The following is a 23,875-nucleotide window of genomic DNA, read 5'->3' as shown; positions in this document are numbered from 1 at the left end:
AAATAGTGTAGCTGATTTGGTTTTTTTTGACTATGATTAGTCGTCATTATATGTAAAACATCCGAATTTTTGAGAATACATTAGTCATATTTTAGTCGCTCGTTCACTGCTTTATGTCGTTCGGTGATACCGCTACTAAACTCAGTCATGCAATCCAATAAGCTCTGCAATCATAGGTGTGCCCTTGTTATATTCTCCGCTTTACCAAAGCATCCGCTTGATCTTATTTGGTGCCTTAGGCTTATCTAGCCTAACTGTCAGTGCTGCCATTGGTGATGCCAATACGCAAAAAACTGAACCACTAACTACGGATAGTACAGGCAGCTATGCGTCTAATAGTGTGGCGACTGACGCCAATAGTATTAGTCGTACTCAAAGTAATGATGGCTATCAAGAAGCAGATATTCTAAATGATAGCTATCCAGACGATGCTAATTCTGCTAATACGAATAACGCTACTTTATCGAATGATACTGCGTTAAATAGCAGATTCTCTGAAAACAATGACCTAGATATCACAGATATTAATGAGGCTGCTGACTCTGAAGCTTTTAACAATGAAGTGTCTAATGATACTAATCTAAATACAGCAACCAGTAACCAAGCAAGCATTGATACACCAGATAGCAGTGCCTTTGTCCCTAAAGCGGTAACAACGGACAATGGCAAACTAGATCTTAATGATGAGAGTATTCAAGCCAGCTTAATGCGCTTAGCAGAGTTTTATGAGCTAACGCCAGATACCGATGCTTCAACATTAAACAATGGGGCTATCAGCACTGAAGCGAACAATGCTCATAATAACGCCATGCCTGCCGCACAGACAATTCCAAAGGTCGGTAGAGATTTACGTCTGTTGCCAAATGCCGTGGACAGTGCCCAGCGCTGTGAAGGTCAATGGGTATATCCGCAGAGTAACCCCAATTATCAACGCGCTGTAAACGAAGCTGGTACGGCAAACGGACAACCAGCACCAAATGTGGCTAGTGTTCCGAACAATCAAGCCCCTTTATTTACCGAGTCTGATTACGGTTATTACAACAATATTAATTATGCCGAGCTATCTGGCAATGTAAAAATTGACCAAGGCACTCAGCATATCGAAGCAGAAAAAGTCATGATTGACTTGAGCAATGGCGTTGCGGCGGCTCAAGGTAGAGTCATGTTTACAGATAATGCGACTGGACAGCGTACAAGCAACGTCTCTACAAACAATGCCGCTACAAATAATCGCCAAGCCAGCTTTAATGATAGAGCGGCTCAAGGCGGCCTAATTGGCGTTGCAGACAGCTTGAATTACAATACTGAGACTGGTCAATCAACGGCCAATGATGTGGCGTTTGCTAGTGTTGGACTACAAGCGCACGGCTATGCCAAACGCTTAAACAAACCGAATGAGAGTGAATACGAGCTGGATCAGGTTATGTTTAGTACCTGTCCACCTACCAACCGCAAATGGCAGTTTGAAGCGAAAAGTATCGATCTAAATACCGATACAGGACGCGGCGAAGCGTATAACACCACTTTCCGTGTGGCTGATATACCCGTATTTTATCTCCCCTACTTTAACTTCCCGATAGACAGTCGCCGTAGTAATGGGTTTTTATTACCAAGTGCCAGTGTCAGTAGCGAAAGCGGTCTTGAAGTTGATATTCCTTATTATTTCAACTTGGCACCTAACTATGATGCCACTCTTAACACGCATATTTATACTGATCGTAACCCCATGCTATCAGGTGAGTTCCGTTATCTGACTGAAAATTATGGGGAAGGTATTTTAAACGGTTCATACTTACCTAATGATAAAGAGTATGACGACGAAGATCGTACCAGCTTGTTTTATGACCATACTTGGGCGTCGAAAAGCATTCCACGATTAAGTGCTGATGCCGAATACAACTATGTGTCGGATGCCGATTACCTTAATGATTTTGATACGTTGGGCTTGTCAGACAGCACCATAAACTTGCCACGTCGTGCCCGCGTCAATTATTACAATGATTATGTCGATGGGGAGCTGAAAGTAGAAACCTTTCAGACTTTGGATGCATTCACTGATAGCGGTGAGGCGTTAGAAGACAAAGACAAACCGTACTCACGTTTGCCACAGCTCAAATTAAATTATCGTCTGCCTTGGGCCGAGCGCTTCGATATCACTGGTATTCATGATTCTGCATACTTCAAAAAGTCTATCGATGATGGCTCTGAAAATGAAAAAAGTGGCGCACGTATTTACAATAAACTGAGCGCCGCCTACCCAATGGAAACTTCTTGGGGTTATATCAAACCTAAGCTGAGCTTGCAGCATCTATATACGTCATATGATGAAGATAGCTTGGAAGATAATCAGCTTAGTGAAGAAGATGGCAGTCAATCTGTGTTTGTTCCGCAAGCCAGTATCGATGCAGGTCTACACTTCTATCAAGCGGGCTCACCATTTGGTGCGTTTGACGATACGATGGGCGGCTATCGTTTACTTAGCCCACGCGTAAAATATACGTATTCACCGTATAAGAACCAAAACGACATTCCTAACTTTAATACGCGTATTGCCTCTATTAACTATGAGCAGCTGTTTTCGGACAGTTGGTTCTTAGGTCATGATCGCTTGCAGGATTTGCACTCTATTACGCCTGGCGTCAATTATCGTTACATCGATGCAACGGGTGTGACACGTTTTGATGGTAGCATTGCAGAACAGTTCTATCTAGATGATGGACGCGTAACACTTGATGATGATCAGCCAGTTTTTACCTCGTCTTCTTCAGGTATGGTATGGGATACCAGCACTCAGCCTTACAATAATTTTTGGGTTGATGTTAGCGGTGCCTTAACCAGTAATTATGATTTGAACTACATTACGACTGAACTGCGCTATCAGCCGTCAGACAATAGCTTATTTAATGTGGGTTATGTTAAGCGTCAGCGTGATGACAATACTGATCAGTTGCCCTTGTCTGCGTTTACCGCTTCTGCTGTTTTTCCTATCAATAACAGCTGGCGTATATTGGCTCAGGGTCAGTACGATTATAATCGTAACAAGATGCTTGATTCACTCATCGGTGTTGATTACGAAGATTGCTGTTTCGGCTTTGCTGTTTATGGTCGCCGCTATTACAATGACCTAAACGTAAAAGACGAGCCAACACAAGCTATTATGGCAGAAGTTAGATTAAATGGTCTTGGCAGCGGTAGTAGCCGTTTGACACGATTGCTTGCTGATAAGATTTTGGGCTTTGAACCTGTACAAACGGCATGGAAAGACTAACCAGTTTTTTGCTAGATTAGAGTTATTTACGTAAATATTTATAAGACACTATTTGAACCCCTATTATGGGAAACGCTGTCGAATATTTTATTATTAAGAGTATTGGATAGAGTTGACCGACTACCATCCGATGCAATGACATTGATGAGGAGCATCATGAGATTTTTTTCTTTACGTCAGACTAGCAGAGCAGTATTGCTATCTATGGCAGGCCTTACGCTTACGTTAAGTGCCAACGCTGCTACTGTCAAACCTGCAGCAGCTCAAGCTTCTACTTCTGCTGCGCAAAGCTCAGTTGATCGCTTGACGCCAGCCAATAGCACAGACGGTATTATTGCTTTAGTCAATGAAAATGCTATCTTAAAAAGCGAACTGGTTGATGCTATCGAGCAGACTCAAGCACGTGCAAAAGCTGCTGGAGAGCCTATCGCAAATTCAGCACAACTACAGTCTGAAGTGTTAAACGCGCTTATTTTGCGTGAACTACAGTTATCTATGGTCAAACGCGCGGGACTGTCTGCCGATGAAGCAGAAATCAATCAACGTCTTGGTCAAATCGCTCAAGCTGAAGGTCTTAATAGCATCGCAGCATTGCAGCAACGTCTAGATGCCGCACAACCTGGTAGTTATGCCAATCTACGCGCCAAACTGATCGAAGAGGCTTCTATCCAAGCGCTACAGCAGCGTCAAATTACTCGCCGAGTACGTATCAGTGAGCAAGACATTGATGCATTTTTGGCCTCGCCTGAAGCCAAACGTCTGAATCAAAGCGAATATCAAACCATTCACGTACGTGTGCCTTATATAGATGACTATAGTCGCCTATCAGCCGCTCAACGTGAAGAAGCATTAAAAGTCGCGCAAGCATTACGTACGCGTTTGCTTGAGCCAAATGTCAACGTCGCTGAAGCCGTTGCTGCTAGCCAAGGAAGCTATCCGATTCCATTGCAAGGTGGAGATATGGGCTTTCATAAGGCTGCTTCTTTACCGACAGAGCTGTCTAGCAAAATTACTAAGTTAGACGTCGGTACCGTAAGCGAGCCATTATTGACTCCTGAAGGGATTGATATCATCAAGCTTGCTGATAAAAAAGCCAGTAATACGATGCTGATACCACAGTGGCACACTCGCCATATCCTAGTCAAAGTTGATGATCTACAAACTGACGCGCTTGCTGAACAAAAAATTAATGATCTATACGAGCAGCTTCGTGGCGGCGCTGACTTTGCTAGCTTAGCCTCTACGTATTCAGACGATCCAGGTTCTGCGGGACGTGGCGGTGATCTTGATTGGGTTAGCGAAGAAGATATGGTAGGTCCATTTGAAGCCACAATGAAAAATACGGCTGTCGGCGACTACTCTGCACCATTTAAGACGCAATTTGGTTGGCATATCCTAAAAGTTGATGGTAAGCGCGATCAAGATATTAGCGAGCAATATCGTCGCAATATGGCACGTCAAGCATTGTATCAACGCCTAGCACCACAAGCTCAAGAAGACTGGTTACAAGAGCTACGTGCTGGCGCTTATATTCAGATACTTGGCTGATATGTTGCAATAAGCTAATAGTATTAAGTTAGCTAGAATATTGAATCGATTTAAACAAAGAAGGGTATATGCAATGGCATATACCCTTCTTTGTATGCTCAGTTAAGTATTTAACAGAAAGCTTTGATGAGAAAATCTCAAAGTTAAATAGTTTACATCTTGATAAACCAAAATCTATACGCAAAGAAAAACCCCGAACCTAGGGCGATTGGTTCAGGGTTTCAATACTTCGTGTTATTATTATTATCTCTCTTCCGTGCTGACTCATCCTAAGTCATTTAACAGTATTATATAAGACAGCGGGCTGACCTGTGCTTTTATTGGTACTGTCTCAACACTACATCCATGCGTATCCTTGTGTTGATGGATGTATTATAGGCCAATGGACTTGGTGCCGATAGAAGCTAAAGACTCTATTTTGCGTAAGCATATGCTTACATCACTTTTATGCATTACCGTTAATAAACAGCCTCTTTTATCAACCAAAACTGCGCTACTCTTGTCTGTGCTCTTCTGACACTTTTTCGCCTTCTTTCTTGCCTTCTTCGATTTTGTTGTCAGTTTCTTGGATATCTTCTGCTTGTGCAGTAGGCGCATTGCCTTCTTGCTTGCTTGCTTCTTCTGGCTCATATTGCAAGGTAGTCATCACAGGGAAATGATCAGATCCTACGGACGGCATACGCTGAATATCAACTACCGTAAAGCAGGCACTATGAAAGATATGGTCTAGAGCCCAACGCAGAAACGGGTATTTAACATGAAAGGTATTAATAAAATGTCGACCAATGCGAGGATCTAGCAGGCCAGAGATACGTTGGAAACGTCGAGTGGTTTTTGACCATGCGACATCATTGAGATCACCTGCCAGTATCGCCGTTTGGTCGTTTTCTTTTATATGTTTACCAACCATGAGCAGCTCAGCATCACGTGTGGTGGACTTATCAGCTTCAGTTGGGCTAGGCGGCATGGGATGCAAGCAATATAACCAAACGACGCGGCCTCCTTGCAAGCGCAATTGAGTATGAATAGAGGGTATATCATCTATCATTAAATACTTAACTTCAGGATCAATCAGCTCAAGCTTAGAATACAAGTGCATACCATATAGATTATCTAGTGGCACTTTCACGGTATAGGGATAGTCAGACTCAACTTGCTGTAAGGCTTGCTCCCATTTCTTATCACTTTCTAATGTAATTAAGATATCAGGCTGCTTTCGCTTAACCAAATCAACCAACTTTTGCGTTTCGTCATTGGGCGTCAATACGTTTGATACCATGATTTTTATTTGATGCGCTTGCCCTTCTGGCTTATCTTTTGCCTTTTGAACTTCTTTTTTCCATAGCTTAGTATATGGCAGTACCATTCTCAGCTGAAATGCTAACGTACCGCTCAGTACAACAAACAATATCCACTGCCCTAATTCCCACTCTGAGAAAAACACTATCATGCCGACCCAAGCAATAATACCAAGCACCATTATTTGAATACGTGGAAACTCAACACCGCGCACCCACCAGTTATCTAGCGGCAACCAGCCCCAGATTGTGACAAAGGCGATGAATCCTGCTAGACCTTGTAAGGCGTAATATAATAGTGAGAGATCCATAAGTAGGTACTAACCGTTGATTAAAGTGTCGATAGAGCTGATGATGTATATTGGTTAAGCTTTTGTTTGATAAGAAATATCGTGTTTGTAACCCGCCTGACATCAAATAACTAACGTCGAGTAATTGCGTTTGAGACTTACTTTAGCATTTCAGAAGATTCTCGCCTACTGGTGAGTCTCAATTATGCGACAACTATCATAAAACGTTACAATATTGGCTCACTCAATGTAATGCGTGCTTTATTAAACATTATATTTTTGAGGTCGTCAGATAGCCAAGTATCTATTCAATAGTAATAACTTAAAGTTATAGTCGACATAGTTAATAGTGTATGGAAAACGACCAAATAATAGCCAAAACGCCTTGCTTTTTCGTGCCATTCACGGCATTGTTATCGGTTGACGATGCAACAAATAATTGTAAATAGGATTGAACTTCATGAGTGATTTAACAGTAGGTTTGGTAGGCTGGCGCGGTATGGTAGGGTCAGTATTGATACAACGTATGCAGGAAGAAAATGACTTCAACGGTATTACACCGGTGTTTTTTTCTACCAGTAATGCTGGTGGTGATGCACCAAAATTCGATGGTATTGAAACCGGCCAACTAAAAGACGCTCATGATATTGAAGCACTTGCTGCCTGTGATGTCGTTATTACTTGCCAAGGTGGTGACTATACCTCAAAAGTCCATCAACCATTGCGTGATAACGGTTGGAACGGCTATTGGGTTGATGCGGCAAGTACGCTGCGAATGAAAGATGACAGCATCATCGTTCTTGATCCAGTCAACCGTAATGTTATTGATAGTGCCCTAGCCAACGGCAAAAAAGACTTTATCGGTGGTAACTGTACCGTATCATTGATGCTGATGGCTATCGGTGAGCTGTTTAATAAAGGTTGGGTCGAATGGGTCAGCGCGATGACATATCAGGCTGCTAGTGGCTCTGGCGCAAACAACATGCGTGAGCTCATCAATGGCATGGGTGTGTTACGTGATGCCGTCCAAGACGAATTGGCTGACCCTGCTAGTGCTATTCTTGAGATTGATAAAAAAATCGCTCAGACTCAGCGCTCAGCAGACTTTCCTACACAATACTTCGGTGTACCACTGGCAGGTAGCTTGATTCCTTATATCGATGCTCAGCTAGAAAACAAACAGTCAAAAGAGGAATGGAAAGGCGGCGTCGAGACCAATAAGATCTTGGGTAACGATGAAGCCAGTACGATTCCTATCGATGGGATGTGTGTACGCGTCGGCGCTATGCGTTGTCATGCGCAAGGCCTAACGATCAAGCTGAAAAAAGACATTCCGCTAGAAGAAATCGAAGCTGCACTCAAAAATAGTGGTAATGAATGGTTAGACTTGGTCGAAGATGACAAAGAAGCTACTATGAATCGCCTAACGCCAGTAGCCGTGACTGGAACCTTAACCGTTGCGCTAGGTCGCTTGCGTAAGTTGAATATGGGCCCTGAATATCTAGGTGCTTTTACCGTTGGTGATCAGTTGTTATGGGGAGCAGCAGAACCATTACGTCGTATGCTTAATATCATCCGTGAGCAAAACGTCTAACTCAGATACCTTAAATGAAGCACAAAAAAGACAGCAACTGCTGTCTTTTTTTATGGGCTGTTTACTATTCAGGTTGATAAGCAATCATCACCTCATTACGACGTAAAAATGGTAGCGTCCAAGGTGGGTTATAACGGGCCAATTCAGGCTCACCTATAGGTCTCAGGTTTTGGTCTTGCATCCATGTTTGCAGCGCTTCGGTTTTTTCCGCTACTTTATCTTCTCCTGCGAGCCAAGAGAACTTAATCACACCGTACGTCTGTGCAGGCACCTCGATAATCTCAACGTTTGGATTATTTGGTTTAGGCAACGTTTGCATCGTATATTTACTAGGCATCGTAAATTGTACGCGCCACTTACCATCGTCTTGTTGCATACTGACTGGTGCTGTCATGGCAATTTTTTGTGACTCATTATCACTTTCTTTGTTATCAGCTTGCATCGTGACAGGTGCCGTCATACTAATTTTACTACTGTCTCCACTTGGTGCTGTGTTATTACCAAAAATATAGTCCGCTAAAACCTTAAATCCTTCACGACTTGCTGAGTCTTGGTCACCACTCACCCACGTTTGCGCCACTAGCTGCTCATCATAGCGGCGCAACTCAAAGTCTTCTACTTGGGTCAACACCGTATATTTCGGCTCTTCGGTAGCCATAGCCCCTCCTGATATTAATAATGAACCACTCAATAATAAGTAAGCTGTCTTTTTCATATTATGTCTCCAGCATCTAAAAGCATGATGTGGCAATGATTATTACCTCACCTGTATAACTTCTACTGTATCAACAGACCTTTAGCACTGTCTGTGTCTTTTGGGGTGCTATCTGTATTTTTTGGTTATGGTAAAGCGGTATTGACCAAAGTGTATATTGCGCGTATATCGATAACACCTAATATCTATAGTTAAAAAACGCTAAAACGGGTATAAGGTAGCCAACTGAAAATTGTACAAGTAGTACATTTAGGGAGAGTAACGCCGTAGCAATTCAGTGATTCTCTGACTATATATCCAAAAAAACCGCTAACAATGCTATAATTAGCGTCATTTTCATAGCTTAAATAGCGGTTATCATATGCAATTTGTCTTACATAAAACGGCCAGCGGTGCAACGCGTGCACGCCGTGGTACGGTTCATCTCAATCATGGCGACGTGCAAACGCCTGCTTTTATGCCTGTTGGTACTTATGGTACGGTCAAAGGCATGCTGCCACGTGATATCGAAGCCATCGGTGCTGATATTATTCTAGGCAATACCTTCCATTTATGGTTACGTCCGGGTACCGAAGTCATTGATAAATTTGGTGGCTTGCATAAGTTTATGCATTGGGACAAGCCTATCTTGACCGATTCGGGCGGTTTCCAAGTATTTAGCCTTGGCGCAATGCGTAAAATTACCGAAGAAGGCGTCAATTTTAAATCTCCTATCGACGGCGCAAAGGTATTTCTTTCACCAGAAAAATCCATGCAAATTCAGTACAGCTTGAACTCAGACATCGTCATGCAGTTCGATGAGTGTACGCCTTATCCAGCCACTCATGACGAAGCGAAAAAGTCGTTAGAGCTATCATTACGTTGGGGACAACGCTGTATCGATGAGCACAACAGACTGGGTAGCACTAACGCATTATTTGGTATCGTACAAGGCAGTATGTATCCTGATTTGCGTCAGCAGTCACTTGAAGGCCTGTTAGAGATTGGCTTCGATGGTTATGCTATTGGCGGTCTATCAGTTGGCGAACCTAAAGAAGAGATGATAGATGTCCTAGACTACCTGCCTGATGATATGCCAGCAGATAAGCCGCGCTATCTTATGGGTGTTGGTAAGCCTGAGGATTTAGTTGAAGGCGTACGCCGCGGTGTAGATATGTTCGACTGTGTGATGCCAACGCGTAACGCGCGTAACGGCCATTACTTTGTGACGGGCGATGCAGACAATGCTGGTGTGGTACGTATTCGTAATAGCCAATATCGCAATGATGAAGGTCCATTAGATCCTGAGTGTGACTGCTATACTTGCCAAAACTTTAGCCGTGCTTATCTGTACCATCTTAACAAGTGTAAAGAGATGCTAGGTGCTCAGTTAGCGACTATTCATAATTTACGCTATTACCAACGTTTGATGCAGGGTATTAGAGATGCTATCGAGCAAGATAAATTTGATGAGTTTGTCAGCGAGTTTTATGCCAAACGCGGTCAAACGGTTCCTGAGTTAAACTTGCGTTAATCCTATTTAACATTCACGACCGTATAACGATATCTGTTGAAATAAAAAAGGGCTTAAGAATAATCTTAAGCCCTTTTTTCTGTGCTGCTTTTATCACTCAATGATTATCACTTAATGATTCAAATAGAATCTATTTTGACTACTATCCCATCAATGACGTCACAAATACTACAATAACAGCGATTGGTGCGATGAATTTCGCAACGATTTGCCACAGCTGCCATGTACCATTAGATAAACCAAGCTCTTGCTGAATGTTACGTTGATCCATTTTCCAACCAACAAATACAATTGCAGCCAGACCTGTTAGAGGCAATAGGAACTTACTAGTAAGCTTATCTAATGCATCAAAAATACCATTACCCATGATAGTAAAGTCAGACCATAGATTGAACGATAGCAATGCTGCAATACCTAACAACCAGATTACTGTACTTGCCACGATAGTCGATACAGTACGACTCATCGACGTACGCTCTTCTAACAGCTCAACGGTTGGCTCAAGTAACGAGATAGATGAAGTAATAGCGGCAAAGGTAATAAGCAAGAAGAACAATGCACCAATGATAGTACCCGCACCCATGCTACCGAAAGCAATTGGCAAGCTTACAAAGATAAGACCAGGACCTGATGCAGGATCTAGACCATTGCTAAAGATGATTGGGAAGATGGCAAGACCAGCAGCCAACGCAATAACCGTATCCAAAATAACAACGGTACGTGCTGTTTTTAGCAAGTTTACTTCACGGCCCAAGTAAGAGCCATAAGCGACCATGATACCCATACCAATTGATAGGGTGAAGAATGCATGGCCTAATGCTGCAAGCATAACATCAGCCGTTAGTTTGCTAAGATCTGGCGTAAATAGGTAAGCAACTGCTTCACCGAATCCACCGTTCATTACGTTGTAACCAACGATAACGAACAGAATCACACCCAATAATGGCATTAAAATCTTAGCTGTTTTTTCGATACCACTTGTCACACCAATACCAACGATAACAGCGGTTAAAATCATAAATACCGTATGCCAGATCGTCAATGTACCAGCTGATGCAAGCATAGCATCAAAGGTTGCAGCAACAGAATCACTGTCTTGACCAGCAAAGCTACCTGTTGCAACTTTAGTGATATAGTTAAGCGCCCAACCACCGATCACACTATAGAACGATAGAATTAAGAAGCCACCCAAAACACCAGTAGCACCAATAATACCCCAACTACGTGATTTACCTTCATTCGCTGCTACGTCTGAAAAAGTATTGACTGGGTTTTTTTGACCACGTCGACCAATTAACCATTCAGCAACTAATATCGGAAAACCGACCAGCGCGATACAGAACAAATAAGCAATAACGAAAGCCGAACCACCGCTTTCGCCAACCATGTATGGAAATTTCCATATGTTTCCTAAACCAACTGCTGAGCCTACTGCTGCCAATACGAAGCCAAAGCTTGAGCTCCATTGGGCATGTTCTTGTTTATTGATAGCCATTTTTTCCGTCCTCGTGCTTCAATTAACGTTACTGATAATCTTCCTTGATCAACATAAATAGTCAGCTTTACCATTGAGCTATTTAGTAAACGCTTCGATGTGAAGCGCCCAGCAACATTAAGAAAGAATTGATTACAATATCGTAAACGCTCAGTTTCTGCTAAGCGACCAAAAAAGTCAAGTGCTCATAAATATAAAAAGCCATAACAAATAGTTATGGCTTCTACGTAATTCGCCTTCATTCCATAAGAATTTAGCTTATTAAAAGTATCAAACTCATCATTAATCGATTTTTATTTTTTTAGCGCACAACACCGCGGCTGCTATTTTGTAAGGAATCAATAAGTAGCTGAATTTTTGGCTCTTTAGCCAATAGCTCACTATGTAGGACTTCCAACGCTTGTGCAGTAGTCAAACCTGATCTAAAAATCGTACGATACGCTTGACGTAATACATTAATCGTTTCTTTCGACCAGCCTTTACGGCGCATACCTTCGATATTGAGCCCATGAGCCTTTGCCGGATTGCCAGATACCATCGTAAATGCAGCCACATCTTTTAGAATGAGGCTTGCTCCGCCAATCAAGCTATAGTCATCTACTGTACAAAACTGATGTATGCCTGAGTTGCCACCGATGATGGTATGGTCGCCGATAGTCACATGCCCCGCCACACCGACATTGTTGGCCAGTACGTTATGATCGCCAATGACACAATCATGTGCGACATGGGTGTTTACCATCAATAGATTATGACTGCCGATTTTAGTCAGCTCACCATCTTGCGCTGTACCACGGTGTAAGCTACAGGCTTCACGAATCGTATTATGATCACCGATTTCAAGCCAAGTGCGCTCGCCTGCATACTTCAAATCTTGAGGATCTTCACCAATACTTGCAAACTGATAAAACTCATTATGTTGACCAATGCGAGTCAGCTTAGTCACAACGACATGTCTATGCAAAACCGTATGCGCACCAATTGATACTTCATCACCAACGATACAGTAGGGCCCGATGATAGCAGTCTCGTCAATCTGCGCGGACGGTGAGATGAGTGCTGTAGGATGAATCTGACTCATAAGATGGGCCCTTGTATCATTTGATGCGAGTAAATAATAAAAAAGTATCGCTATTTCAGTCTTACTAACGAAGCTAATACCAGTTGTGTTGTTGAGTTTACATATAGCTATTTATTGCAGTTATAGTGAGCGGTTTCAATATCGCTCTTCGTACAGTATGGCTTACTGAAAACTTAAGCACCCTTCACATTAGCAGGTTTTTGCTGCTCCTGACGTGCAATCATGATTTGCGCACTAGCCGCCAGTTCATCTTCGACATGGACAGTACAATCAAATTTGTATATACCATGTCTTTGCATCACGGTTTTTGCACGAATGATAAGCTGATCACCAGGAATCACACGGCGTTTAAAACGGACTTTATCCACACCTGCAAATAGATAGAGATAACCGTCTTCTGCCGTTAGCCCTGCACTGATAAAACCAAGCACTCCTGACACCTGCGCCATTGACTCCACCATCAATACCCCTGGCATAATCGGCTCATCAGGAAAGTGACCGTTAAAAAACTCTTCATTAATAGTCACGTTTTTGATGCCAGTAATACACTCGCCTGGCGTACAAGCTACAATACGATCTACCAGCATAAAAGGATAACGATGCGGTAAGTAATGCTTAATCGTATGATACGTCAATGGTAGCGTAAGACCTTGCTCAGCCAAGCTTTTAACGTCTTCATCAGTTGGGATATCTATATTGTTATTGCTCATAATGACGCTTCCTTGCTGTGTTTTGAATATCTATTATTTGTTTGTGTTTGCATTAGTTATTGCCTAACTGACGAAAACGTACAGCAGCACGTCGCCAATTAGCAGTTGGCATTGCAGCAGTACCAGATGAATATGAGCCAGCGGTTTTAATGGATTTGGTTACCATGGTCATGCCAGACAAAACGACATCGTCTGTAATCTCGATATGCCCTGTGATACCGACAGCGCCGCCTATTATACAGCGCTTCCCTATCGTAGTACTACCCGCAATGCCCGTTTGAGCAGCGATAGCAGTGCCGTCACCGATACAGACGTTATGGGCAACTTGTACCAAATTATCAATAATCACGTGATTACCAATAACGGTATCATCGATAGCGCCACGATCGATACATGTCTGGCTACCAACTCGCACATGATCACCAATAATGACACGGCCTAACTGGGCAATGCGTTCCCAACCTGTGTTACTAGGATCTTTAGTAGGCGCAAACCCAAACCCTTCAGATCCGATGCTTACCCCTGCATGCAATCTAACGTAATTACCAATGACACACTCAGGTCCGACAACGACTTGCGACTTAATCACACAGTCGGTACCGATACTAGTATTGGCCTCAACCACGACATGAGCATCGAGTGAGCTGCGTGCCCCTATCTGCACGTTGTCACCAATCACGCAAAAAGGGCCAATATTGACTTGCTCACCAATCACAGCACTGTCTGCAATCACAGCGCTAGGATGAATCCCGTTAGATAAAGAATGACGTGCAAACAGCTGACTGGCACTGGCATAAGCCAAATATGGATTTGAGACGACTAGCGCTATCGCTGAGGTAGGCACCTGGTCACGATATGCTTCCGTCACCAACACCGCGCCTGCCTCACTGCTAGCCAAGCTAGAGATGTAGTGAGGATCTGCCAAAAAACTTAACTGCTGCTGACTGGCTGTCGTCAAACTACCGACGCTACTGAATGGTTGACACAATTGCTCAGTATCAATCTCAGCCTTATTAATAATAGGCTGACGCTGCTCAATTCGAGTAATGATTTGCTCAATCGTTATCATAATGACTATTAATAAAATGTGTTTATAAATGAAACGGTCGCCAAAATAACAATGCGTTTTGACGACCTACTAAGCTCTAATGATATTCCCGTCTATTTGAAACAATCTCTAAAACTACTCAAATAGATATGAAAAATGTCATTAATTTAGAATGTATTACCAATCTGGAACTGGACTTTTTCAGTCTCATCGCCTTCTTTGTCACCAAATGGTACCGCGTAGCTAAGTGAGATCGGACCAATTGGCGTATACCAAGTGATACCAGCACCAGCACTGTAGCGGAAGTCATTATCTTGGGTCAGTAATGGAATGTCTGTATCTTCTCCATTGCTAGGATTGATAAAAGTGCGATCTTCTTTATCAGAAGTGTCAAAGACCTGACCACCTTCAGCAAACAATACTGGGCGTACTTGATCTGCCCAATCACCTTTAAACGGCATTGGCAAAATTAGTTCAGCACCAAACGTTGCTAGCGCATTACCACCCACTTCTTCTGCAGTGAAGGTTTGATTATTTGAGTCATTGACTGCATCAAGATAAACTTGTGATTTAGGTCCTAGAGTAGATGATTCATAACCACGTACTGAGCCATAACCACCAGCATAGAAGTTCTCATAGAACGGTAAATCATTACCATAACCAAGCTTAGTATAACCACGCGCGATCACGTCTTTATAAATAGGGTAATATATATTGCCGCTATAAGTTAGCTTTTGGTAGTTGGCATCGCCAAGACCGATGGTTGCATCAACCGCATGGCTCATCCCTTTGGTAGGGAATACTGGACGATCTAGGGTGCTATAGTCCCAACCAAACAATAGGTTGTAAGTCTGATAGTCATTCTTGAAACTAGCAACACCATCAGTCTCGACTTCCGGCGTTTTCGTACCGCCCTCGTCTAGAATTTCTTGGACATTAGATATACCTAAATAACGACCACCACGAACCTTTGTGTTGTCTACATTTAGACCAGCACTCAGGCGTTTGGTTTCATCAATAGGATAACTATAATTCAGCGTCGCACCATATGAATCAGTCACATAGTTACTAACGTTGTCGTCATCATATTTGGTTTTGCGATAATAACCGCTGATGCCTTGAGAGACACCGTTTTCTGTAAAGTACGGATCGGTGTAACCTAGGCTATAAGAGTCGCGTGTTTCCGAACGAGAAAGCGCAGCCTTTACACGGTTACCTGTACCCATAAAGTTGTTCTGGGTCAAATCCAATTGGAAAGTCACACCGCCACTTTGTGAGTAACCGGCTGCAATCGTTGAGCTACCAGAAGGCTGCTCTTCAACCACATAGTTTACATCAACTTGGTCTGGCTGGTTAGGCACTGGCTTAACATCAACAGTGACATTTTTAAAGAAGCCAGTACGCATCAAACGCGTGCGTGACAGCTGAATTTTGTCATTAGAAGACAGCGTACCTTCTAACTGGCGCATTTCACGACGTAATACTTCGTCTTGCGTTTTAATATTACCCGTAAAGTTAATACGGCGAACGTAGATAGGACGTGCAGGGTCGATATAGTAATCGACATCGACCATTTTCGTATCGTCATTGATACGTGGTACTGGTCTGATTTGAGCTAGATAATAGCCTTCGTTACCATAGCGTCTTTTAAGAGAAGCAGTGGTTTCGTCTAGTTTTGCTTGCGAATATTTTTCATTAGATGCAAAGCTAACCAGCTCTTTTAGCTCACTATTCTCAAAGGTAGGTTTACCTAAAAAGTTCACTTCGCCAAACTGGTATTGCTCGCCTTCGCTTAGGCTAACTTCGATAAACACGCTACTCTTATCTTCGCTGATGTTCAATACGGCATTATCAACTGAAAAACGCACATAACCATCGTTTTGATATAGCGCCTTTAAACTCTCTAAACTGGCGGCCAGTTTTTCTTGAGCGTATCGATCAGATTTAGATAATAGACGCGTCCATGAAGATTCTTTTACCGCGAAAACGTCTTTGATCTCTTCATCACTAAAATGATTATTACCAATAATATTGATATCAACAACTTTAGCAGGCTTGCCTTCTACAAAGCGCACGTCAAGTTTCACGCGGTTACCATCAAGTACCGTTTGATCTACTTCGATATTACTATTGTAGTAACCTTGGCTAACGTATTGCTGTTGTAGCTCATTGGCCACGCCTTGCAAAGTAGACTGCTTGAGCACGTCACCAGCAGACAGTCCAGCATTCTTCAGTCCCTGCTCAAGTCCTTCTTTTGGAATGAGCTTGTTACCTTCAAAGGTTACTTCAGCGATCGTTGGGCGCTCAATGACGTCAAACCTTAGCTTGCCACCTTCGACACGGCTTTGAATATCAGCAAAGTTCTCAGTTGCATATAGTGCCTTAATACTGGCAGCTAAGCTACTATCATTCACCGTATCGCCTACCGTAACAGGTAAGACCGGATAGAGGCTATCAGGGGTTAGGCGTTGTAAGCCATTAAAACCGATGTCAGTTACTACAAATTCTGCAGCCTGTACTGGCATACTCATCATCGCTACAACTAACGGCAACCCAGCCGCGCTCATAATTAAAGGCGTACGCATAAACACTATCCGTCAATAAAAAAATTGCTTAAGTTAAGTTAAAAGGCACGTATTGTCTAACCCGTACGCATAAGGTTATAAACCCATGCAAGGGTAACTCAGAACACTTTATATAAATTGCATCACAAAATAAACTAAAAATTACGATTAGTACAGAGGCTGCGACACAGAGTAGCATGCCTATCATAACAATAATCAGCCTATAATAGGCGTAAAACCATTAGTATATCGTGCTTTATCAGCCATATTGCTCATCAGCTGACTAAAATAGCCGGCTGATGTCATTACCAATTGCTAACACCATGAAACCTGCCAGTAAGAGTAAACCGATATTTAGACCCACCATTTGCACACCTTCAGACAGTGGCTTACCGCGAATCAGCTCAATAAAATGATAGACAATATGACCACCATCTAATACTGGAATCGGCAAAAGGTTTAAGACGGCAAGACTTAAGCTAATAAGCGCCGCTGTCGATAATACCATCTGCCAACTGATATCAAAGCTTTGCTTAGCGACTTTGGCAATGGTAATTGGCCCTGATAGATTGTCTAAACCAATCATACCTGACAGCATTTTTCCCATCGAGCTTACGGTCATTACTGCGAGCTGCTCAGTCTTTTCAAATGACTTAACTAACGACTCACTAGGACCGTAGACCACGGTGGTCTTGTAATCGTCAGGAATCACAATCTCAGTCTGATCCACCATTGCACCAATTTGTCCGTAATCATTACCCAAGTTGTCTTTTTTGCCTTGAGGCATAATCTGCAACTGTACAGACTTGTCATCACGCAATACCGTAAAGTTCAATAGCGTTTCGGGGTTGTCACGGATGATACGTGTGGCAGTAATCCAATCTTCGATTGACTCATTATTAATAGCAGTAATGCGGTCGCCAACCTTTAGACCTTGGCGGCTAGCGGCACCATCGGGAGCCAAACCGCCTACAATCGGAGCAATCTGCGGCTGCCATGGCAACATACCAAAGCTGGTCAATGCGTCTTTGCCTTGAGCCTCACCTTGCATAAACTGCGTGACTGGTGCTTGATAGGTTTTAGTCGACTGATTGGTTTGGGCATCTGATTGCAAGGTAATGCTAACATTATCCGTCTCACCCATACGTCCTGCAAGCCGATAGTTAATACCTTCCCATGTCTGCACGTCGTGTCCATCAATCGCCACAATCTTATCACCGACTGGTAACTGTGCCATTGCAGCAGGCGTATCTGGTAGTACCTGTCCAATCTTAGTCGCCAACTGCTCAGATGGGGTCATAAATAGTACCCAAAATAGCGCGATAGCGATGACAAAATTCATGATAGGGCCAGCTGCAACGATAGCAATTTTCTTGAGCGGATGCTGCCGATTAAATGCAAGATGCTGCTCATCTTTTGCGACATTACCTTCACGCTCATCCAGCATCTTTACATAGCCGCCAAGTGGCAATGCTGAGATACGATAGTCGATACCGCTCTTTTTGCTGGTCCAACCAAAAACTTTAGGACCAAAACCGATAGAGTACGTTAGCACTTTGACACCGCAAAGCCGTGCCACAATATAATGTCCCCACTCGTGTAAGGCAATAAGAGGGCCTAAAACAAATATGGCAGCAAGAAGTGTTAGTAAAAACGTCATGATTTTTTCTCAGTCTTGTCTCTCAGCATTTTTATTAACATCTTCACTAATATCGTTTATCAATGTCATGTATCAGCTAAGAGACGCTTGCTACGATTATGTCAGCTTTGCTACTAACTTATCAGTCAGGTGGCGTGCAATCTTATCGATTGCCAATATATCTTCTATGTCAGCAGTTTCGTTCAATGGTGGCAGCTGTATGTCATTTAAGGCTTGTTCGTTAATATTAGCAATGTCCGTCAAACGAATTTTACCATCGAGGAACGCCGCCACTGCAATTTCATTTGCCGCATTGAGCACAATCGTGGCTTGCGTCCCTGCTTGCATAGCCTGACGAGCCAAACGCAGGCAGGCAAATTTTTGCAAGTCAGGCTCAATAAACTCCAAACCACTAAGTGCAAATAAGTCTAACGGCTGCGAGCCACTATCAATTCGATCAGGATAGCTCAGGGCGTGCGCAATGGGGGTTTTCATGTCTGGACTGCCCAGCTGCGCCAAAAAGCTGCCATCGCTATATTCTACCATTGAGTGAATGATACTTTGTGGATGAATGACCACATTTATCTTATCTTCAGGCAAATCAAATAAGTGACAGGCTTCTATCAGCTCAAGCCCCTTATTCATCATCGTCGCCGAATCGACAGATATCTTTTGACCCATTGACCAATTCGGGTGTTTGACCGCTTCTGCGACGCTTGCCTGCTGCATCTGCTCAAACGACTGCTGCAAAAATGGCCCGCCAGAAGCTGTCAACCATAGTTTACGGACACCATGATTTGGCTGATGAATTTGCGTATTGTCTTGCTGAATAGCAAGTGGTAAGCATTGAAAAATGGCATTGTGTTCAGAATCGAGCGGCAGCAAAGTGGCTTTGTGCGTCTTGACCGCATCAATCATGACCTTACCTGCCATGACTAAGGCTTCTTTGTTGGCCAATAAGATACGTTTGCCTGCACGTGCTGCTGCCAATGTAGACGGCAACCCTGCCGCCCCTACAATCGCCGCTACAACTGTATCAGTCTGCGAGTCAGTAGCGATATCGACTAATCCTGCCTCGCCCCCTACGACATCACTAGCAATCCCTGCGGCTTTAAGTCTGTGAGCAAAGTCATCTACGGCTGACGTCGGAACACTGACGCGCTTCGGCAGAAATTGCTGACAGAGCGCAAATAGCTTATCTAAGCGATGATAGCCTGATAAAGCATAGACTTCATAAGTGTGCGGTTGCGCCGCTAATATTGCTAAAGTGCTATCGCCAATCGAGCCTGTCGCGCCTAGTACGGCGATGCGTTGCGTCATAACCATCAATGCCCGTGATACTTAAAAATAATAAAAATAGAATATCGTCTGTTAACTATAAAATTGCCATGCTAGTAGCCACGCTTGCCATACCAATGCATTGCTTACACTTGGCTTACTTATACTAACATTATGGTGAACTGACTACAGAATAGGTTTAAATAGAACAGTGCTGCTATATAACCTTACACCACTATCAAACCAAGCTGCTGTATCGCCCAAAAACCCAGTGCAAATATCGGTGTAGCAGACAATAGTGAATCGATACGATCAAGGATACCACCGTGACCTGGCAAGATAGTGCCTGAATCTTTGACATCAGCACGACGTTTGAGCATCGACTCAAACAAGTCTCCAAGTACAGAGGCAAGAATAGTGATGGCCGATAACGCTACAAATGCGATTAATGGCACACCGGTCAGCTGTAATTTAAAGACGCTAATGGCTATCACAACTAGCAGCCCTGTGACGAGGCCACCAGCCAACCCTTCCATGCTCTTATTGGGTGAGACATTTGGTGCCATTTTTCGGCGACCAAGCTTGCGTCCAACGAAATACGCACCACTATCTGCACACCATACTAATAAGAACACATACAGCAGCCACCATGCCGACAGTTGCCAGAGATAGAACATCGCCGTGATAGATGCCGTCAAAATAACCGCGCCCATCATTGCCAGCTGGTTGCCGTACCACCTCGTTTGTGTCGGGAAGACTCGAACCCAAGACAGCGCCATCAGCCATATAATGAGTGACGCCACCCACCAAAACAACCAAGTTACCTTAAACATCAGTGAGAATATAGTAAGCGCTAAAATCAATAGAACGAATACCACAGGCTGGCGCCACTTAGGCATTAATTTGGCCCACTCATGAGCGGCGATAACGACCCCAATGGCCAACAGTGGTGCAAATAAAATAGGCGTTTGGCTCGCAAACATTGCAATACCAACGATAATAACGAGAACAATTGCCGTCTTAATTCGTTGCCACATACTTATCGAGCCTTATAATAATGAAGAACAGATGGTCAAAAAATGCATTATAGCAGCTAACTAACGATGGCCTAGTGATAGCATTCAATACTAATTCAAGCCGTTTATCATTGCATAAACCAACCCTATTGACCAGTTATACAATACTAACTGAACTGAACCGACTAAACTTATCTATCAGCTCACTGCTCAGTGCCCTTGCTGCTCTATCACTACCTGCTCGCTAGTTTTGCCAAAGCGACGTTGGCGTTTTGCAAACTCTGCGATCATCGAAGCTAGCTCTTCTGCTGCAAAATTTGGCCATAATGTGGGAGTGAAGAATAGCTCAGCATAAGCAGATTGCCACAATAAGAAATTAGAAATACGATACTCGCCGCCCGTACGTACCAGCATATCTACTGCTGGGGTGTCAGCTAATTGCACGTAGTTACCTAACAGCTCTTCATTGAAATCTTCAGCTTTTAATTCGCCAGCTTGCACTTGCTGAGCCAGCTGTTTTGCTGCATTTGTGATATCCCACTGTCCACCGTAGCTAATCGCAATCACCAGCGTCATCGCATCAAACTTCGCCGTCTTTTCTTCCGCATCAGCCATTAGCATTTGTAGTGACTCACTAAGCTGGCTGCGATCACCAATGAAACGCAAGCGAATACGATACTCATTCATGCGCGGCATTTGCTCATGAATCGTCGATGTGAGTAGCTGCATCAACAATGCTACCTCACTAGGCGGTCTCTGCCAATTTTCACTAGAAAACGCAAATACGGTCAGTACTTCAATGCCTGTATTGACACAATACTCAACGATAGGATCGAGCGCGTCTTTGCCAGCCACATGCCCTTGACCGTGGCGCAAATCATTGGCCTTACCATAGCGATTATTACCATCCATAATGATGGCGATATGACGAGGAAGAATAGCGGGCGCCAAAACGGCTGAAGTGGACATAGGCGAACTTGCTTATTGTTGAGGTAAAATAATAATAACGTGTGCAACAGCGATTAAAAAGCGCCATTTATATAATTCACTAACTTATCATAATTGAGTCGTTAGTTTTTAGCGCTCAGAATGCGATGGATCCAGTTCAATCAACCACACCTTTGGCTTGGTTTAGATATGGCCTCATATGGTTGATTCAGTTTACAAGAGAAACAGAGCAACCGAGTGCAGATGTAACTGTGATATTTCAAGCGAGGTTAACGCTGTAGCTCTTTTAAACTGAATTGACTATATCAGTCTACACAATAATAAACAGCCAATAGCTATAAAGTATTGGCTGCTCAATTACAGATAATCTACCGAACTGATTCTTGCTATCAATACCAAATATATCAGTATTAAACTTCCATCAAATCGCTTTCTTTTTTGCTCAAGCGAGCATCGATCGTTTCGATATATTTGTCAGTAATTTTTTGAATGTCATCACTAGCGCGGCGCTCATCATCTTCTGAGATTTCTTTTTCTTTTGCCAAGTCTTTGATGTCATTCATCATGTCACGGCGAATATTACGGATAGAAACACGGCTGCTCTCAGCTTCACCACGTGCAAGCTTTTGCATATCGCGACGGGTATCTTCTGTCAATGCTGGCATTGGCACACGAATCACATCAGCAGACATTGGGTTTAGACCCAAATCTGCTTCACGAATGGCCTTATCTACTGCTTGTACCATCGTACGGTCAAACGGTTGAACCAATAAGGTACGTGAGTCTTCAACGTTCACGCTTGCCACTTGGTTCAATGGTGTATCAGAACCGTAGTAGCTAACCATCACACCTGACAACATACCTGGATGCGCACGGCCAGTACGAACTTTACTGAAAGTGCTTTCAAGCGCTTCCAACGTTTTTTGCATGCGTGCTTCGCCGTCTTGCTTAATCTCTTTAATCATTGTGTATCCTTATTTATCGTTACCGACAAATTTTTTATTTGCTATTGGGATATTAATTATGTGTTGCTAATCGTTAGCTATTTACTGACGTTAGTTGCCAGTATTGCATCAATTAATGAAAAACTCGTGTGCCTTCATTTTCACCCATGATGACATTCAATAATGCATTAGGCTTAGTCATGTCAAACACTTGTAGCGGTACGTTATGCTCACGGCATAATGCGATAGCCGTTAAATCCATGACGCCTAGCTTTTGCTCTAGTACTTCATCAAAAGTCAGACCGTCATATTTGACTGCATCATCATGTAGGCTCGGATCTTTGTCATAAACGCCATCGACCTTAGTCGCTTTTAAAATCAAACCAGCTTCGATTTCGATACCGCGCAAACATGCAGCGGTGTCAGTGGTAAAGAATGGGTTACCCGTGCCTGCGACAAAGATACAAACTTCGCCGTTTTTGAGATAACGAATGGCATTACGACTGCTATAGCTTTCAGTGACTTCACCAATCGGTAACGCTGACATCAAGCGCGTTTTGATGTTGCGACGCTCAAGCGCATCACGCATTGCCAGTCCGTTCATAACGGTCGCTAGCATGCCCATCTGATCACCAGTAACACGACCAACCAGGCCTTCTTTTTGTAACTGTGCACCGCGATATAAGTTACCACCGCCGACCACGATACCAACTTGGACACCAAGTCCACGTAAGTGAGCGATAGACAAGCTCATTTTATCAAGCACTTCGGTATCAATACCCATGTCTTTACTACCAGCTAAGGCTTCACCGGAGAGTTTCAGCAAGATACGAGCGTAACGCGGGTTTTTATCAGACATGAGGTCACCTTGTTATCATGAAATTATAAAGAAAATTATCGGTAAAATACAAATCGAGTTTGCCCAC

Annotated in this window: 17 protein-coding genes; 4 read left to right on the top strand and 13 right to left on the bottom strand. The window is 43.2% G+C overall.

The genetic code is table 11. The annotated features are described in order from the left end of the window. Positions 1-184: 184 nt before the first annotated feature. Complete coding sequence (locus tag V6252_RS00660) at positions 185-3,268, top strand: LPS-assembly protein LptD (RefSeq protein ID WP_341608889.1); 3,084 nt, start codon at positions 185-187, stop codon at positions 3,266-3,268. A 156-nt stretch (positions 3,269-3,424) separates the two neighbouring features. Further along, on the top strand, positions 3,425-4,816 hold the full coding sequence (locus tag V6252_RS00655) for a peptidylprolyl isomerase (RefSeq protein ID WP_341608888.1): 1,392 nt from the start codon (positions 3,425-3,427) through the stop codon (positions 4,814-4,816). A 493-nt stretch (positions 4,817-5,309) separates the two neighbouring features. Here the strand turns inward: V6252_RS00655 and V6252_RS00650 are convergent, their stop codons facing one another. After that, complete coding sequence (locus V6252_RS00650; RefSeq protein ID WP_341608887.1) at positions 5,310-6,425, bottom strand: endonuclease/exonuclease/phosphatase family protein; 1,116 nt, start codon at positions 6,423-6,425, stop codon at positions 5,310-5,312. Between the two features lie 439 nt (positions 6,426-6,864). Between V6252_RS00650 and asd the strand changes: the two genes are divergently transcribed. Beyond that, positions 6,865-7,998, top strand: coding sequence for an aspartate-semialdehyde dehydrogenase (asd, locus tag V6252_RS00645; protein ID WP_341608886.1), 1,134 nt, complete (start codon positions 6,865-6,867; stop codon positions 7,996-7,998). A 64-nt stretch (positions 7,999-8,062) separates the two neighbouring features. On the opposite strand, the gene V6252_RS00640 is transcribed toward asd, so the two are convergent. After that, positions 8,063-8,656: a heme-binding protein gene (locus V6252_RS00640; protein ID WP_341608885.1), complete on the bottom strand. Its 594-nt coding sequence runs from the start codon at positions 8,654-8,656 to the stop codon at positions 8,063-8,065. A gap of 418 nt (positions 8,657-9,074) precedes the next feature. Between V6252_RS00640 and tgt the strand changes: the two genes are divergently transcribed. Next, the gene (gene tgt / locus V6252_RS00635; protein ID WP_057759140.1) at positions 9,075-10,226 is read left to right on the top strand and encodes a tRNA guanosine(34) transglycosylase Tgt; all 1,152 of its coding nucleotides are present in this window, start codon (positions 9,075-9,077) and stop codon (positions 10,224-10,226) included. A gap of 142 nt (positions 10,227-10,368) precedes the next feature. Here the strand turns inward: tgt and V6252_RS00630 are convergent, their stop codons facing one another. From V6252_RS00630 to pyrH, 11 genes are all read right to left on the bottom strand, one after another. Further along, positions 10,369-11,721, bottom strand: coding sequence for a sodium-dependent transporter (locus V6252_RS00630; RefSeq protein WP_191114912.1), 1,353 nt, complete (start codon positions 11,719-11,721; stop codon positions 10,369-10,371). 301 nt (positions 11,722-12,022) lie between these two features. Next, on the bottom strand, positions 12,023-12,802 hold the full coding sequence (gene lpxA, locus V6252_RS00625; RefSeq protein WP_057759135.1) for an acyl-ACP--UDP-N-acetylglucosamine O-acyltransferase: 780 nt from the start codon (positions 12,800-12,802) through the stop codon (positions 12,023-12,025). A 173-nt stretch (positions 12,803-12,975) separates the two neighbouring features. Then, complete coding sequence (gene fabZ / locus V6252_RS00620) at positions 12,976-13,512, bottom strand: 3-hydroxyacyl-ACP dehydratase FabZ (protein WP_238068215.1); 537 nt, start codon at positions 13,510-13,512, stop codon at positions 12,976-12,978. Between the two features lie 52 nt (positions 13,513-13,564). Further along, entirely contained in the window at positions 13,565-14,581 is a 1,017-nt protein-coding gene (gene lpxD / locus V6252_RS00615; protein WP_341608884.1) for a UDP-3-O-(3-hydroxymyristoyl)glucosamine N-acyltransferase, read from the bottom strand. A 146-nt stretch (positions 14,582-14,727) separates the two neighbouring features. Further along, positions 14,728-17,145, bottom strand: coding sequence for an outer membrane protein assembly factor BamA (gene bamA / locus V6252_RS00610; protein ID WP_341608883.1), 2,418 nt, complete (start codon positions 17,143-17,145; stop codon positions 14,728-14,730). A 262-nt stretch (positions 17,146-17,407) separates the two neighbouring features. Continuing rightward, the gene (gene rseP / locus V6252_RS00605) at positions 17,408-18,784 is read right to left on the bottom strand and encodes an RIP metalloprotease RseP (protein ID WP_341608882.1); all 1,377 of its coding nucleotides are present in this window, start codon (positions 18,782-18,784) and stop codon (positions 17,408-17,410) included. Positions 18,785-18,880: 96 nt separating this feature from the next. Beyond that, positions 18,881-20,089, bottom strand: coding sequence for a 1-deoxy-D-xylulose-5-phosphate reductoisomerase (gene ispC, locus V6252_RS00600; protein WP_341608881.1), 1,209 nt, complete (start codon positions 20,087-20,089; stop codon positions 18,881-18,883). 179 nt (positions 20,090-20,268) lie between these two features. Then, the gene (locus tag V6252_RS00595; protein WP_341608880.1) at positions 20,269-21,078 is read right to left on the bottom strand and encodes a phosphatidate cytidylyltransferase; all 810 of its coding nucleotides are present in this window, start codon (positions 21,076-21,078) and stop codon (positions 20,269-20,271) included. 189 nt (positions 21,079-21,267) lie between these two features. Further along, entirely contained in the window at positions 21,268-22,026 is a 759-nt protein-coding gene (gene uppS, locus V6252_RS00590) for a polyprenyl diphosphate synthase (RefSeq protein WP_341608879.1), read from the bottom strand. 389 nt (positions 22,027-22,415) lie between these two features. After that, positions 22,416-22,970, bottom strand: a complete 555-nt coding sequence (frr, locus tag V6252_RS00585) for a ribosome recycling factor (protein ID WP_057759123.1) — start codon at positions 22,968-22,970, stop codon at positions 22,416-22,418. A gap of 112 nt (positions 22,971-23,082) precedes the next feature. Beyond that, entirely contained in the window at positions 23,083-23,808 is a 726-nt protein-coding gene (pyrH, locus tag V6252_RS00580; RefSeq protein ID WP_057759121.1) for a UMP kinase, read from the bottom strand. Positions 23,809-23,875 lie beyond the last annotated feature (67 nt).

Origin of the sequence: Psychrobacter proteolyticus (genome assembly GCF_038155145.1) — a bacterium.
In the GTDB taxonomy this organism is placed as follows: Bacteria; Pseudomonadota; Gammaproteobacteria; order Pseudomonadales; family Moraxellaceae; genus Psychrobacter; species Psychrobacter proteolyticus_B.
This window is presented reverse-complemented; position numbering and strand designations above follow the sequence as displayed.

What these genes read in the sequence shown, in the direction of transcription:
- V6252_RS00655 (WP_341608888.1), top strand. Translation starts at nt 3,425, where the DNA reads ATGAGATTTTTTTCTTTACGTCAGACTAGCAGAGCAGTATTGCTATCT.
- V6252_RS00650 (WP_341608887.1), bottom strand. Translation starts at nt 6,425, where the DNA reads ATGGATCTCTCACTATTATATTACGCCTTACAAGGTCTAGCAGGATTC.
- asd (WP_341608886.1), top strand. Translation starts at nt 6,865, where the DNA reads ATGAGTGATTTAACAGTAGGTTTGGTAGGCTGGCGCGGTATGGTAGGG.
- V6252_RS00640 (WP_341608885.1), bottom strand. Translation starts at nt 8,656, where the DNA reads ATGGCTACCGAAGAGCCGAAATATACGGTGTTGACCCAAGTAGAAGAC.
- tgt (WP_057759140.1), top strand. Translation starts at nt 9,075, where the DNA reads ATGCAATTTGTCTTACATAAAACGGCCAGCGGTGCAACGCGTGCACGC.
- V6252_RS00630 (WP_191114912.1), bottom strand. Translation starts at nt 11,721, where the DNA reads ATGGCTATCAATAAACAAGAACATGCCCAATGGAGCTCAAGCTTTGGC.
- lpxA (WP_057759135.1), bottom strand. Translation starts at nt 12,802, where the DNA reads ATGAGTCAGATTCATCCTACAGCACTCATCTCACCGTCCGCGCAGATT.
- fabZ (WP_238068215.1), bottom strand. Translation starts at nt 13,512, where the DNA reads ATGAGCAATAACAATATAGATATCCCAACTGATGAAGACGTTAAAAGC.
- lpxD (WP_341608884.1), bottom strand. Translation starts at nt 14,581, where the DNA reads ATGATAACGATTGAGCAAATCATTACTCGAATTGAGCAGCGTCAGCCT.
- bamA (WP_341608883.1), bottom strand. Translation starts at nt 17,145, where the DNA reads ATGCGTACGCCTTTAATTATGAGCGCGGCTGGGTTGCCGTTAGTTGTA.
- rseP (WP_341608882.1), bottom strand. Translation starts at nt 18,784, where the DNA reads ATGACGTTTTTACTAACACTTCTTGCTGCCATATTTGTTTTAGGCCCT.
- ispC (WP_341608881.1), bottom strand. Translation starts at nt 20,089, where the DNA reads ATGGTTATGACGCAACGCATCGCCGTACTAGGCGCGACAGGCTCGATT.
- V6252_RS00595 (WP_341608880.1), bottom strand. Translation starts at nt 21,078, where the DNA reads ATGTGGCAACGAATTAAGACGGCAATTGTTCTCGTTATTATCGTTGGT.
- uppS (WP_341608879.1), bottom strand. Translation starts at nt 22,026, where the DNA reads ATGTCCACTTCAGCCGTTTTGGCGCCCGCTATTCTTCCTCGTCATATC.
- frr (WP_057759123.1), bottom strand. Translation starts at nt 22,970, where the DNA reads ATGATTAAAGAGATTAAGCAAGACGGCGAAGCACGCATGCAAAAAACG.
- pyrH (WP_057759121.1), bottom strand. Translation starts at nt 23,808, where the DNA reads ATGTCTGATAAAAACCCGCGTTACGCTCGTATCTTGCTGAAACTCTCC.